12 protein-coding genes are annotated in these 13083 nt (G+C 67.1%); 7 read left to right on the top strand and 5 right to left on the bottom strand.

Annotated elements, in window-relative coordinates; all coding sequences use genetic code 11:
* Positions 1–69: 69 nt before the first annotated feature.
* From GY812_11845 to GY812_11825, 5 genes are read left to right on the top strand one after another with little or no spacing between them, the layout of a single operon-like run.
* Entirely contained in the window at positions 70–1218 is a 1149-nt protein-coding gene (locus GY812_11845) for a CapA family protein (protein ID MCP4436168.1), read from the top strand.
* On the top strand, positions 1215–2489 hold the full coding sequence (locus GY812_11840; GenBank protein MCP4436167.1) for a M18 family aminopeptidase: 1275 nt from the start codon (positions 1215–1217) through the stop codon (positions 2487–2489). Before GY812_11845 ends, GY812_11840 begins: the two co-directional genes overlap by 4 nt.
* Positions 2490–2498: 9 nt before the next feature.
* Positions 2499–3311, top strand: a complete 813-nt coding sequence (locus tag GY812_11835; protein MCP4436166.1) for an enoyl-CoA hydratase — start codon at positions 2499–2501, stop codon at positions 3309–3311.
* Between the two features lie 14 nt (positions 3312–3325).
* A complete protein-coding gene (locus GY812_11830; protein ID MCP4436165.1) occupies positions 3326–4225 on the top strand; it encodes an alpha/beta hydrolase in 900 nt (299 codons plus the stop codon).
* 14 nt (positions 4226–4239) lie between these two features.
* Positions 4240–4791 carry a J domain-containing protein gene (locus tag GY812_11825; GenBank protein MCP4436164.1) on the top strand — a complete coding sequence of 184 codons (552 nt, stop codon included), beginning with the start codon at positions 4240–4242 and terminating at the stop codon, positions 4789–4791.
* Here GY812_11825 and GY812_11820 read toward each other — a convergent pair.
* From GY812_11820 to GY812_11810, 3 genes are all read right to left on the bottom strand, one after another.
* Positions 4772–6358 (bottom strand): hypothetical protein, encoded by a 1587-nt coding sequence (locus tag GY812_11820; GenBank protein MCP4436163.1) that lies wholly within the window; start codon positions 6356–6358, stop codon positions 4772–4774. The genes GY812_11825 and GY812_11820 overlap by 20 nt on opposite strands.
* A complete protein-coding gene (locus tag GY812_11815) occupies positions 6355–6843 on the bottom strand; it encodes a pilus assembly protein (GenBank protein MCP4436162.1) in 489 nt (162 codons plus the stop codon). Before GY812_11815 ends, GY812_11820 begins: the two co-directional genes overlap by 4 nt.
* Positions 6844–6938: 95 nt before the next feature.
* Complete coding sequence (locus GY812_11810) at positions 6939–8480, bottom strand: aldehyde dehydrogenase family protein (protein ID MCP4436161.1); 1542 nt, start codon at positions 8478–8480, stop codon at positions 6939–6941.
* 139 nt (positions 8481–8619) lie between these two features.
* Here GY812_11810 and GY812_11805 point away from each other — a divergent pair, with 139 nt between their 5' ends.
* Together GY812_11805 and GY812_11800 are read left to right on the top strand one after the other, a co-directional pair.
* Entirely contained in the window at positions 8620–9246 is a 627-nt protein-coding gene (locus tag GY812_11805) for a hypothetical protein (GenBank protein MCP4436160.1), read from the top strand.
* A 113-nt stretch (positions 9247–9359) separates the two neighbouring features.
* Positions 9360–11048 carry a hypothetical protein gene (locus GY812_11800; GenBank protein MCP4436159.1) on the top strand — a complete coding sequence of 563 codons (1689 nt, stop codon included), beginning with the start codon at positions 9360–9362 and terminating at the stop codon, positions 11046–11048.
* Here GY812_11800 and GY812_11795 read toward each other — a convergent pair.
* A complete protein-coding gene (locus GY812_11795) occupies positions 11038–12498 on the bottom strand; it encodes an AarF/ABC1/UbiB kinase family protein (protein ID MCP4436158.1) in 1461 nt (486 codons plus the stop codon). The two genes, GY812_11800 and GY812_11795, sit on opposite strands and share 11 nt — an antisense overlap.
* A gap of 21 nt (positions 12499–12519) precedes the next feature.
* Positions 12520–13005, bottom strand: coding sequence for a peptidylprolyl isomerase (locus tag GY812_11790; protein MCP4436157.1), 486 nt, complete (start codon positions 13003–13005; stop codon positions 12520–12522).
* Positions 13006–13083 lie beyond the last annotated feature (78 nt).

Here is a 13083-nt window from a genome sequence, read left to right as displayed (position 1 = left end):
GCAGCAGTCCGACCAATGTAGCGGAGGGCCCAGCACCGCCCTAACCGCTTGTCTGGCTAACATCGCCCGGTGCCCCAACGCCTGATCGGCCTGTTCCTCGCCGCTGCCGTCCTGGCCGCTTGCAGCGGCGAGTCCGCCACCGAAAGCGCGGGTTCGCCCGCGTCGAGCGACACGACGACCACGGCACCACAGCCCACGACGACCACGGCTTCGACAACGAGCACCACGTCGGTGCAGCAGCGGGGCGAACTGGGCAACGGTGAGACCATCACGCTCGCGTTCGGCGGTGATTCGAGCTTCACAGGGCTCGACGCGGCCCTGCGATCGGACCCGGCGAGACTGCTGGCCCCGATCGCGACGACGCTCTCCGGGGCCGACCGGGCCATGGTCAATCTCGAAGCAGCGCTCACCGAGGGCGGCACACCATCCGCCAAGCAATTCAACTTCCGGGTGCCACCCCAGGCACTCGAGTCGCTGGCGGCTGCCGGTGTCGATGCCGTGTCCGTGGCGAACAACCACGGCATGGACTACGGGCCCGCGGGTTTCGAGGACACGATCGCCGTGCGCGCCACCAGCGCAGACACGTACGGCGTGACCGTGTTGGGCGCCGGCGCGGAGCAAGACGATGCCTACTCGCCGCTGATCGCCGACGTGTCGGGCCAGCGCCTCGGCGTCATTGCCGCCACCGACGTCCTCGACGGCTCCCTGATGGCGGCTTGGACCGCGGGGCCCGACAAGCCCGGCCTGGCCAGCTCAAAGGGTGACCGCGAGCAGCGCCTGATCGACGAGGTCACCAGAACCCGGCCCGAGGTGGACACGCTGGTTGTGTACCTGCACATGGGACGCGAGACAGAGACGTGCCCCAACGCCCGCCAGGTGGAACTCACCAGGGCGCTGCACGCAGCGGGGGCCGACATCGTGGTGGGAACCCATGCCCACCGACTCCAGGGCGCTGGCTACACCGAGGCCGGCGACTTCGCCGCATACGGCCTCGGCAACTACATCTTCGGCACCTCGTCGGCCGCGGGACGGCAGTCGGGCACACTTCTCGTGGACGTCACCGGACAACGCATCGACGACTGGCGCTGGGAACCCGCCAGGATCACCAATTCTGTGCCGATCCCGCTCGAGGGGCGGGGTGCGGACCTCGAGGCGGCGTCCTTTGCCGCGTTGGCCGACTGCGCCGGCCTCACGGTCACGCCCCCGGAGGCGGCATGAATCCGGTCGATGCACTGGCCGACTTCATCCAGCGCTCCCCCACGCCCTGGCATGCAGCGGAGAACGCCGCGGACCGGCTCGCCGGCGCCGGGTTCTCCGCGCTCGACGCGGCGGCGACCTGGGAATCGGTACCCGAGCGTGGCTTCGTCGTCCGTGACGGCTCGCTCGTGGCCTGGTCAGGAGCACCCGGCAACGCTCCGATGCGCCTGCTCGGTGCACACACCGATTCGCCCAACCTGCGCATCCGTCCCGTGCCCGACACGGGTAGCGCCGGTTTCCGCCAGTTGGCGGTCGAAGTGTACGGCGGGGCGCTGGTCAACTCGTGGCTCGACCGTGACCTGGTCCTGGCGGGCCGCGCTGCCGTGGAGGATCCCAGGGCGCCGGGGGGCATCGGCCATCGCCTGTTCCACCACCACGAACCCCTGTTGCGGGTGCCCCAGCTCGCGATCCACCTCGACCGCGAGGTCAACGAGGGACTCAAGCTCAACAAGCAGCAGCACCTCACACCGGTGTGGGGTCTCGGCAAGCCGGACGTGGGCGGCTTCTCGCAGTTCGTGGCCGACGCGGTCGGGGTGGCGGCCGAGCACCTGCTGGGATGGGACGTCGCATGTGCCGACGCGGTGGAGCCCGCCGTCCTGGGCCGCGAGAACGAGCTTCTGGCTGCACCGAGGCTCGACAACCTGGCTTCCTGCTTCGGCGCCGTCGAGGCGCTGGCACGAACCGCACCGGTCGACGGGCCGGCGGTCATCGTGCTGTTCGACCACGAGGAGATCGGCTCCACCAGCGCCACCGGGGCCGTCGGCAACTGGCTTGCGCAGGTGCTCGAACGCTGCGCTGTCGGCTCCGGCGGGAGCCGCACTGGCCTGCTGGAGTCCTTGCCTGCTTCCATGCTGCTGTCCGCCGACATGGCTCACGCCACCCACCCCAACTATGCGGAGCGCCACGAGCCCGGGCACTGGGTCGAGTTGGGGGCCGGCCCGGTCATCAAGCACAACGCGAACGTGCGCTACGCAACCGACTCGCGCGGCGCCGCAGCATTCCGGCGCGCCGCCGCGGCCGCTGGAGCCCCGGCCCAGGACTACTCCCATCGGGGTGACATCCCCTGTGGCTCCACCATTGGCCCGCTAGCGGCAGCGGGGCTTGCACTCGAGACCGTCGACGTGGGCATGGCGATGCTGTCCATGCATTCGATCCGCGAGCTCATGGCGTGCGCAGACGTGGCGCCCATGGTGGACGTGTTCACTTCCTGGCTCTCCTCGCACGGCCGGTAGGGTCCGCGCATGGAGCTCAAGTCGGTTCGCTACGAGGTCACCGATCGGGTGGCCGTGATAACCCTCGACCGGCCCGACCGACTCAACGCCTGGACCGGCCGGATGCACCACGAGTACCGCTGGTGCCTGGAGCGGGCCGACGCGGATGCCGGCGTGCGGGTTGTCGTGGTCACCGGAGCGGGCCGCGGCTTCTGTGCCGGAGCCGACTCCGCAGCACTCGAGAAGCACTCCGAACGCGGCGGCTACGACCCGGGCCTCCCCGAGAAGGTGCCCATGCCGGGCAGCGGCTTCGACGAGCGGTTCGAAGCCGACTTCGCCTACCACTTCGGGCTGTCCACTCCGGTCATGGCGGCGCTCAACGGGCCGGCCGCAGGTGTGGGGCTGGTGCTCGCCTGCTACTGCGACATGCGATTCGCCGTCGAGGGAGCCAAGCTCACCACCGCACATGGAAGGCTCAACCTGCCGGCCGAGTACGGCCTTTCCTGGCTGTTGCCCCGGATCGTGGGCGTGGGCCGTGCCATGGACCTCCTGCTCTCCAGCCGGGTGATCCTGGCCGAGGAGGCACTCGAGTGGGGGCTTGTCAACAGGGTGCTTCCGGCTGACCGGTTGGTGCCCGAGACGATCGACTACGCGAAGGAGCTGGCCGCCACGGTCTCACGGCGCAGCCTCGCGGAGACGCGCAGACAGGTATGGCTCGACCAGCACCGCGACGTGCGAAGCGCCGTCGAGGCGGCGGCACCGCTGCTGGATGAGATGATGGGCGAGGCGGACTACAGCGAGGGTGTGGCGGCGCTGCTCGAGAAGCGCCGCCCCAACTTCTGAGCACGGGCGGGCAGATGACAGAACAGACAACCGGGCAGCAGGATGAGCATCCCGAGGACAAGCCCGACAGCTGGTACGTGAACCGCGTCGGGATGCGGTTGGCCGCCGACACATGGGGCGACCCGACGCATCCCGGCGTGATCCTCATCCACGGCGGGGGCCAGACCCGTCATTCCTGGGGTGGCACCGCCGAAGCCCTGTCGCGCGACGGCTGGCACGCCGTGGCCTATGACCAGCGGGGCCACGGGCGCACCGACCGCGCACCCGATCGCGACTACGGCAACCAGCGATTCGCCGAGGACGCCGTCGACGTCGCCAACGCCGTGCAAGCCGAGTCAGGCATCCCGCCGGTGTTGGTGGGCGCCTCGCTCGGCGGGCTGGCATCGCTGTTGGCCGAGGGCGACCTCTCCCCCGGTGTCTGCACGGCCCTGGTGCTGGTGGACGTGACCCCACGCATGGAGCCGGACGGCGTGCGCCGGATCGTCGGGTTCATGCTCGACAACGTGCATGAGGGCTTCGGTTCCCTGGAGGAGGCCGCCGCGGCAATAGCGGAGTACCAGCCACACCGATCACCGCCGAGTGACCTGCGGGGCCTGTCGAAGAACCTGCGACGCGACCCCGACGGCCGCTGGCGCTGGCACTGGGACCCCGATTTCTTCCTGGGCCCGTACCCGATCGGTTCCGGCCAGTCCTATCCCCGCTTCGAGGCGGCCGCGAAGGCCCTCGACGTGCCCACGATGCTCGTGCGCGGACGGCTGTCCGACCTCGTGTCGGAGGAAACCGCCAAGGAGTTCCTCCAGCTCTGCCCCGACGCGGACTTCGTCGACGTGAGCGAGGCAGGCCACATGGTTGCGGGCGACCGAAACGACGTGTTTACCGAAGCCGTGGCCGGCTTCCTGTCCAGGCTGCACTGACTGCCGGGCGCACCATGGACCGCCCCGAAGCCCTCGGCGTACTGGGTGTCTCCGATGCGGAGGCGTCGGATCCCGGCATCCTGAGGCGCGCCTTTCGGGCGCGGATGATGACGGTCCACCCCGACCTCAACCCCGGCTCCGGGGCCACCGCCGCCACGATGCGGCTGTCGGCCGCGTACGAGGTACTCCTGGGGTCCCCACGGGCGCCAGGCCCGAGGCCTGAGACGGTGACACCACACGTCGAAGTGCTGACGGTCGCGCTGGTGGACGACTCCACCGTGAGACTCGACGCAGGCCGCGATGAGGCTCTCGCCGCGGTGGTCGAGGCTGCGCACCGCCTCGGTGAGATCGGCTATCTCGATGCCCAGGCCGGACTGGTGGAGGTGGTTGTCGAGTTCGTCGAAGCGCCCACGTCGTCGGTCCTGATCACCTTGCAGGGACGCATCGACGGCGTGGACCTGTTCTGCTCGGTGGAACCGCTCTCAGGAGGTGAGTCGCCGCCCCTGGGGGCCGTCACACAGCTTGTGGCTCGAACGCTCAGCGGCCTCACTCGTCGAGGTGGATGACCGGCTGGTCCGTCTGGTAGCCGAACTGCAGGTCGGCCACACCAGAGTCGGTCTCGATGAGAGCAGGCTCGAACACCCAGGCGTCGATCGCCTTGACCTTCGTGTTCGAGTAGTAGAGGCGGTACATGTAGGTGCCCCAGAAGCGCACGATCGGCATGCCCTGGCTGCCGCCATCGGACCAGTTGCCCACCACCGGGATCATGCCGAACCGCGGATCGGTCACCATTGCGTTCTCGAACATCGGCCAGAAGTCGGCGCTGTCGGAGAGGCTCGCCATCTTCGTGTCGACGGTCGTGGGGTCGAGCTCACATGTGTTCTTCAGGTAGTCGGTCGCCTCCGCAAGGGTGAACTCCGTGCCGGTGCTGGCCGTGTCGATCGGCTGCGTCGGGTCGATGAAGAACTCCGTCTGGGCCGGGTGACCCAGGTCGCCGGTGTAGTCGAACCGGTAGCTCTTCACGAAACACTCGAGGCGGTTGTCACCGGCCTCCCAGTAGCTGGAGTTGCTGGGCTCGGTCGACACCGTGTCGGGATCGGTGCCGGGGAAGAAGAGGCCGTCGAACTCGTCGTTGAGCCAGTAGGACACGTGCCGGCCGTTCAGGGACTCGCCGATCACTGATATCCCCGGGCCCGGCCCGGGGTTGTCCTCCCAGTGGTCACAGTTTTCAGGGTCGGTGAGGGCCAGGTTCGCGTCGGTCAGGTCGGGCCGGCGCAGCCGCCCGCAGAAGAGAAGGGTGCCCTGGTCGGTGGAGATCTCCTCGTTTTTGAGCACGCCGTCGGTCAGCGGGGGAACCACGTTGCCCGTGTAGGGGATCAGGTGGTTCGCGTCGTCGCTCGAGGAGAGGTTGTTCGTGGAGCACGGGCTCTTGGTGTCCACATCGCACACCTTCGTGTCGCCCGTGCCGTAGATCGACAGCACATGGTCCACACCCATCGAGTAGTTGATGCGCAGCGAATTCGCCTGCTCACTGGAAGTCGGGAAGTAGATGTTGGTTCGCCGACTGTCGAACGAGCCGAAGTTGCCCGACGAACGACTGGCACAATCCGAGTCGTTTCCGCCGTTCTCGATGCAGATGTTGCCCGAGCCCGCCGCTGCCGCCACCGTGGCGGGAATGATGCGGTCATCACGCTTCAGATCGGCTTCGGCCACGGCGCTGGCTCCTACGTCGATGGTGTCGTATCCCAGCACGCCCCCGAAGGCCGTAGCTACCTTCTTCGCAGGGAGCTTCACGCGGACCCTTGCCAGGGGCTCATCCACCGAGATGCACGCGTTCGAGTTGAGTGAGTTCGGCAACTCGGCGAGCGCGTCAGGATCGCTGCACCCCACCCAGTCGGCGGCCGGCGTGTCGTAGTTCTGCTCCGCATACGCCTTGACCGTTGCCACGACCGCATTGGGATCGGGCAGGTCCTGGGCTGCGGCCAGAGCGGCGGCGTCGGCCGACCCCTGAGCGAGCCTGCGCACCTGCCGCGCGTTGGTCATGTCCACAGCGAGCGCGGCAAACGCAAGCAGCACGAGCATGATCAGACCCGTGATGACGATGATTGAGCCGCGCTCGGTTCGCTTCCTCATGAGCACCATGTCCAGTTCTCACCGGTGAGGGCAGTCTCCTCGTAGTTCTCGAGCGGCGCATCGTCGTCCAGTTTCTCGATTCGCATGTCGATCTGGGCGGTGGCCACCCGTTCATCGAGGATCAGGTCGAACATGCCGGTAATGCTGTCCACGTCGTACATGGCACATACGCGCAGCGAGTCCCCCACTGCATAGGTTTCGGGGATCACGACCTTCACCTTGGTGTCAGCGGCGTCGAGGCCGATGCGGTTCCTGGTGAGGCAGGCAAGCTGCTGCGAGGAGGTGCCCACACATCCACCGTCGGCGAAGTTGGCAACCACTCCCTGGCGCGCTCCCTCCGACACGCCGGCGCGTACGGAGTTGTAGTCGTTGAAGGCCACCGAGAAGTCGATGATCCCGAGCACGAGCAGCAGGAATATGGGCACCACGAGGGCGAACTCGACGAGCTGGGCCCCACGTTCGCAGGGACGCGGCTGTTTGCCCATGGACGTGTCTTTCGGTCGATGTCAGCCCTGTTATCTGAGGGTCGACCATCCAGCTGTAGGAATACGTGTGAGAAGTACCGGCGCGCCGTAGCTCGTCAGCGGCGCTTCGCCCCACCCAGCCGCTTGCGGACCGTCGATCCGAAGCGCAGACGAAGGGTGGCGATCCCCATACGATCCATGCCCTTGGGAATCGGGAACCACCACGGCTCGCGGATGCTCGGCACAGCCTTCTGGCCAAGAATCGCCTTGACGTTGGAGAACTCTCGCAACCCCTCTGCACCGTGGACCCGGCCGATTCCCGAGTCCTTGACGCCACCAAAGGGCAGGCCGGTGACGGCGTAGTTCACGATGCAGTCGTTTATGCACACGTTGCCCGCCTGCAGGCGTGCAGCGATCGCCTCGCCGCGCTCGCGGTCGCCGGTCCACACGGAGCTGTTGAGACCGTATTCGGAGTCATTCGCGAGGCGTACGGCCTCGGCCGCGTCGGCCACCGCCATGATGGGCATGACAGGACCGAAGGTCTCCTCTCGCATGATGTCCATGGAGTGGTCGACGTCGACCAGCACGGTCGGCTCGAACCAGAGCCCTGGTTCATCTCGGCGCGTGCCCCCGGTGAGCACCTTCGCACCCTTGGCCTTCGCGTCCTCGATGTGGCGTTGCACGATGTCCAGCTGCGGGGGGAAGGTCATCGACCCGATGTCGCCCTGGCCCGACGCGTCCTGGCGGATGCGGCCCGTCTGTTCGACCACGCCGTCAACGAACTGCTCATAGAGGTTCTCGGCAACGTAGACGCGTTCCACCGACATGCAGGTCTGGCCGGCGTTCTGGAATGAGCCCCACACCGCGCCCTGCACAGCACGGCCCACATCGGCGTCTTCAGCAACGATCATCGGGTCCTTGCCGCCCAACTCCAGCAATACCGGTGTGAGGGTGTCGGCCGCTGCTGCCATCACCTTGCGGCCTGTGGCCGCGGAACCCGTGAAGGCCACCTTGTCGACCCCACCTCGCACGAGTGCCTCGCCGGTTCCTCCACCACCCGTGACGACCCTCACGATGTCGCCCCACCGGTCGTGCTCGAAGAGCTCGCCGATCGCGAGGCCGACGGTGGGAGTGACCTCCGATGGCTTCATCACGACGGAGTTGCCGGCGAACAGGGCCGTGACGACCGGGGTCATCGACAGGGTGAACGGGTAGTTCCAAGGCGATATCACGCCAACCACCCCCATCGGCTCGTAGCGCTTCCAGGCTTTCTTGTGGGCCAGCACGCCGGGTGAGACCGGCACCGGCCGCAGCGCCCGCGCACCATGCTTGACGTACCAGTCGATGGTCTCGCACACAGCCATCAGCTCGGTTGTCACCGCCTCCGAGCGCTGCTTGCCGGTCTCGGAACAGATGACATCGACGAGCTCTTCTGCGCGGTCCAGCAGCCTGTCCCGAACAGCCACGATGTGTCCGGTGCGCTCCTTGAACGACAGCGCAGCCCAGGCCGGCTGGATGGCCCTGGCACGGGCGATCTCGCCCCTCACGTCGTCGGCGTTCTGGTCGGGCACAACCGCCAGAAGCGTGTTCTCTCGGGGGTCCCGGGTCTCTATCACCGGACGGGCGGGCACGTCGGTGGGCGGCGTCTGGGTGTGCATGTGGGCACGATACAACCCGGACCAGGATGAGATGTCTCGGATGTTTCGGGCAAATTCCTTCAGGTCACCGCGACTTTCTGCCGTTACCAACGTCGAATGATCGTTCAGCTGCGCCCTAGCTGACGGAGCGGGGTATGGGATGGTGACAAGACGCATGCATGCGTACTCGAGGCGGCTTCGCCGGCGACGGAGCCAGCGCGGCGCGGTGATGGTCGAGGCCGCCATCGTGCTGCCGGTGATGGTGCTGGTGGTGATGGGCATTATCGAGTTCGGTTTCGCCTTCGGGTCGGCCTCCACCGCCAACGGTGCGAGCCGCTCGGGGTCCCGCCTTGCCGCTGCCGCCTACGCGACCTCCGGCACCATCTCCGCCAACCAGCGGGCTGCTGCGGACCAGATCGCATCCACCGTGAGCGCTGACCTGGTCGGACTCACCTCGGCCGACCCGGTCGGACTCGTGATCTACCGAGCGGACCCCAACTCGACCTCCGGGGAGCCCGTGGGCGGCTTCCCCGCCGATGACATGGTGGGTGGCTGCACGGCCAACTGCTTCCGCTACGCGTGGGACGGCAGCGCCATGTCCTACGTGTCGGGCTCCTGGCCGGACCCCGACGCCTGTGGGCTCGACCTCGACTCGATCGGCGTATACGTGCAGGCCAAGCACTTCTACATCACCGGCATCATCGGCGACCACGTGTACGTCGATGGCCACACGGTGATGCGCCTGGAGCCACTCCCCTCTGACCAGTGTTCCGGTTCCTCGAGCTGATGGTCCTGCGTTGGCGCTCCCCCGTGTGCCTCGACACTGCGCAGCGCGCCGTTGCCCCTGCGGACCCGGGTGAATCCGGGGAGCCCGGCGAGCGCGGGTTCGTGCTCGTGTGGATGAGCCTGATGCTGTTCATGCTGCTCGCTGTGGCCGGGTTCTCGGTCGACCTCGGCAACTGGTGGCTGCAGGCGGAGCGGCTCCAGCGCTCGGTGGATGCCGGCGCTCACGCGGGAGTGGTGTTCCTGCCCGGCGACGTCACCGAGGCGAAGGTGAAGGCCCGTACCGAGACGGCCCGCAACGGCTTCAATGACGGCGTCCTCAGCGGTGAGGTCAACACCGCCGTGTTCGTCGAACAGCTGGCCAACCCGTACCAGCTGCGGGTGGAGGGCACGATCACGATCGACAACTACTTCCTGCGGCTCCTGGGCATGGACACCCAGACCCTTATCCGCGACGCGACGGCGGAGTTCGAGGTGCCTGTGCCCATGGGTTCCCCGCTCAACAAGATGGGCAACGACCCCGAGACCGGCTACGACTCCCCTCAGTTCTGGGTAAACCTCGCGGGACCGAACACCAAGAAGGGCAACGGTGACCGGTTCCAGGCCAAGAACTGTTCGAGCAGCGTTGCCAACTGCGACGGGACTGCCAACGCCGGGATCGACAACGACGACTACAACTTCAACGGCTACATCTACGCCCTCGACGTGAAGTCGGTGCCGGCCAACGGAGAGCCGCTCCGCATCGACATCTACGACGCCCTGATGGCCTACCAGGGCGACAAGTGCACATCGAACGACAGCGCCGGCGACAAGCTGCTGCCGAGTGACGCCGAGAACCTCACGCTGTCCGCGTGGTACCCGGATGCGGTCGATCGCTACGACCGGAGCCTCAACGAGTGGTGCACCGGTGACCAGCGACTACAGGGCAACGCCAACGTGCAGACGACCTTCATCTTCCGCGAGCCAGATGACACGCCATGGTCGGACACCGACAACCCGGTGATCGACACCGCCACCTGCTCGACGCTCACCCTGGACGCCTACGACAACCGGCCCGCGGCCAACCCGAGCATCTACGAGTACCTGCATCCCGCCGATGGAATCGCGGATGCCGAGGCCGTGGTGGCAGACGACGGCAACCTCACCTTCGCGGAGATGTTCCACCGTTGGGCGACGTTGTGCGAGATACCCAACGCCCAGGTCGAGACCGGGCAATACCTGCTGCAGGTCCGCAGCAACGCCGATCCGGCGAATCCGGAGAACTACGACCCGACTGAGACGGGCGGCGGACACAACCGCATGTCGATTCGTGCCGGGTTCGGCCAGGCGGGCGTCGACGCGGAAGACGGCTCCAACTTGTCCATCTTCGCCCTCGGCAAGATGCCGATCTACGCCAACGCAACGGCGGCCAGCACGAACTTCGACCTGGCTCGGGTTCTTCCCGGCGACGCCGGACGCACGCTGCGCATCTACCTCTATGACATCTCGGATGTGGGCAAGTCGGGCACCATGCAGGTGCTCAAGCCGACCGAGACCGGCAGCAACTTCACGGGCTGCAATTTCGCCGTCGACAGCGGTACCAACCCGGCCTTCGATTCGGGGACCTGCACCCTCACCGTCATCAACGGAGCACTGAACGAGCGGTTGATCGCTGCCGACATCCCGATACCGGACGACTACACCTGCGACGAGGCTGACCCCAACGGATGTTGGGTACGCATCCTGGCGGCGTTCCCCGGTTCGGTGCAGGACACCACCACCTGGTCGGCCGCCATCCTCGGCAGCCCGGTGCGCCTCATCGAGTAGTCGACACCTCTGCATCCCACGCCGCGACCCGCTCCCCCATGGGCGTGGCCGGCGGCGCCTGGACGAACGGCCACAGCTCCTCGGCGATGGCGCGCCAGTTGTTCCGTGCCCGAAGGTCACCGAACAGGGCGAACAGGCCCAGGTTGATGCGCTGGATGATCACCATCGATGGCGGAAGATTGGCCTGCTTCATGATCTCGGCGTGCGGGCCCGAGATGTCGAAGAAGCGCCGCACCGACTCCGATGAGTACTCCGGGGTCATCTCGCGCACCTCGTCGCGCAGGACGAACTCGTAGAAGTGCCCGAAGTAGTCGCGAAGTGCCTCGTCGTCGAACCCGGCGTCCGATGGCAGGATGCCGATCGACTCCAGCACGGTGCGGAACCGGACGATGTCGTGCTCGACTGCCATGGCCTCGGTCATCTGTTCGAACACGTCCACCTCGGTGGCGTCGAAGTGCCTGCACAGGCCGAAGTCGAGGAACGTCACGCGTCCGCCCTCGCGGAACAGGTAGTTGCCCGGATGCGGGTCGCCGTTGAACGCCGCCAGGCGGTAGATCGAGCCGAACGCGAACCGGTACAGGGTCTCGGCTGCCAACTGGCGCTCCGTATCCGGCCAGTCGATGACCTCGGAGAACCGCGCCCCCTCGGCCAGCTCGGTGGTGAGCACGCGCTTGGCGCTCAACTCTGGCACCACTTCGGGGATGTGGATATACGGGTGGCCCCGGTAGGCCTGAGCGAAGAGCAGCTGGTTGGCCGCCTCGACACGGTAGTCGAGCTCCTCGGTGAGGCGCTCGCGCAACTCCGCCACGATCGGTTCCGGGTCCATGCCGGGGAACAGCGTCCCGAGCATCGCGAACAGCATGTCGGTGTTCTCCAGGTCGGCCTCGATCGCCTCGTCGACTCCCGGGTACTGCACCTTGACCGCCACCGGCGTTCCGCCGCTTGTGACCGCCCGGTGGACCTGGCCGATCGAGGCCGACGCGAGGGGCTCGCGGTCGAACTCGGCGAAGAGCTCCGAGGGAGGTGACCCCAGCTCCCCGGTGAGCACCTCCTCCACCAGCTCCGAGGCCATCGGTGGCGCGTCCGACTGGAGTTGAGCGAGCGCCTCGCGTACCGGCTCCGGCAGCCCCTGGTCGAGGTAGCTGGCCATCTGGCCGAGCTTCATCATTGCGCCCTTCATGTGGCCGAGGGACTCGGCAACCTGCTCGGCGGTGCGCAACTCGAACTCAGCGGCCAGCTCTGCCTTTCGCTCGTCATCGGCCAGCGCGGACCGCACCCTCATCGACGCATAGTCGCGACCAGAGCGAGCCCCGGTGCGGGCGAGGTGCACATTGCGCGCCATCCTGCGGGTCGGGATCTCGGGGCCCGCCGTGTCGCCTCGACGCAACCGCGCCAGGATCGCCACGACGACCCCGCCCGCGAGGATGGCGAGGGCTGCCGGCTTCTTCACCCGCATCTCAGGATCCCAGAGTCATGACTCCGAGATGGTCACCTTCTCGATGGTCACCGCGTCGACGGGGCGGTCGGCCTGGCCGGTGGGGACCTTCTGGATCTCGTCGAGCACGTCGAGCCCCGAGATGAGCTTGCCGAACAGGGCGTACTGCGGGGGAAGCTGCATGCCGTGACCGCCGGAGATCACGAAGAACTGACTGCCGTTGGTGTTGGGGGCGGCATTGGCCATCGCGAGTGATCCGACCTCGTACTTGCCGGGCTCGGGAAGCTCGTCCTCGAAGCGGTAACCCGGCCCGCCCCGGCCACTGCCCTCCGGGCACCCACCCTGGATCACGAAGTCCGTGATGATCCGGTGGAACGTGAGGCCGTCGTAGTACTTGTACCGGGCGAGGCACACGAAGTTGTTGACCGTCTTGGGAGACTGCTCCGGGTAGAGGAAGGCGACCATGGTGCCGTGGTTGGTCTCGATCGTCGCCTCGTACTGCTTCGACACGTCGATGCACATTGGCATTTCGCCGTCGAAGCTTCTCTGCTGGGTGGCGCTGCCATCAGTGGGCGGGCAATCGGGGGCCATGGAGGGGTC

The organism is Actinomycetes bacterium (genome assembly GCA_024222295.1).
Classification (GTDB): Bacteria; Actinomycetota; Acidimicrobiia; order Acidimicrobiales; family Microtrichaceae; genus JAAEPF01.
This window is presented reverse-complemented; position numbering and strand designations above follow the sequence as displayed.

Excerpts from the sequence above, each read along its gene's own strand:
- GY812_11840 (MCP4436167.1), top strand. The coding sequence starts at position 1,215 with ATGAATCCGGTCGATGCACTGGCCGACTTCATCCAGCGCTCCCCCACG.
- GY812_11835 (MCP4436166.1), top strand. The coding sequence starts at position 2,499 with ATGGAGCTCAAGTCGGTTCGCTACGAGGTCACCGATCGGGTGGCCGTG.
- GY812_11830 (MCP4436165.1), top strand. The coding sequence starts at position 3,326 with ATGACAGAACAGACAACCGGGCAGCAGGATGAGCATCCCGAGGACAAG.
- GY812_11825 (MCP4436164.1), top strand. The coding sequence starts at position 4,240 with ATGGACCGCCCCGAAGCCCTCGGCGTACTGGGTGTCTCCGATGCGGAG.
- GY812_11820 (MCP4436163.1), bottom strand. The coding sequence starts at position 6,358 with ATGAGGAAGCGAACCGAGCGCGGCTCAATCATCGTCATCACGGGTCTG.
- GY812_11815 (MCP4436162.1), bottom strand. The coding sequence starts at position 6,843 with ATGGGCAAACAGCCGCGTCCCTGCGAACGTGGGGCCCAGCTCGTCGAG.
- GY812_11810 (MCP4436161.1), bottom strand. The coding sequence starts at position 8,480 with ATGCACACCCAGACGCCGCCCACCGACGTGCCCGCCCGTCCGGTGATA.
- GY812_11805 (MCP4436160.1), top strand. The coding sequence starts at position 8,620 with ATGGTGACAAGACGCATGCATGCGTACTCGAGGCGGCTTCGCCGGCGA.
- GY812_11800 (MCP4436159.1), top strand. The coding sequence starts at position 9,360 with ATGAGCCTGATGCTGTTCATGCTGCTCGCTGTGGCCGGGTTCTCGGTC.
- GY812_11790 (MCP4436157.1), bottom strand. The coding sequence starts at position 13,005 with ATGTGCATCGACGTGTCGAAGCAGTACGAGGCGACGATCGAGACCAAC.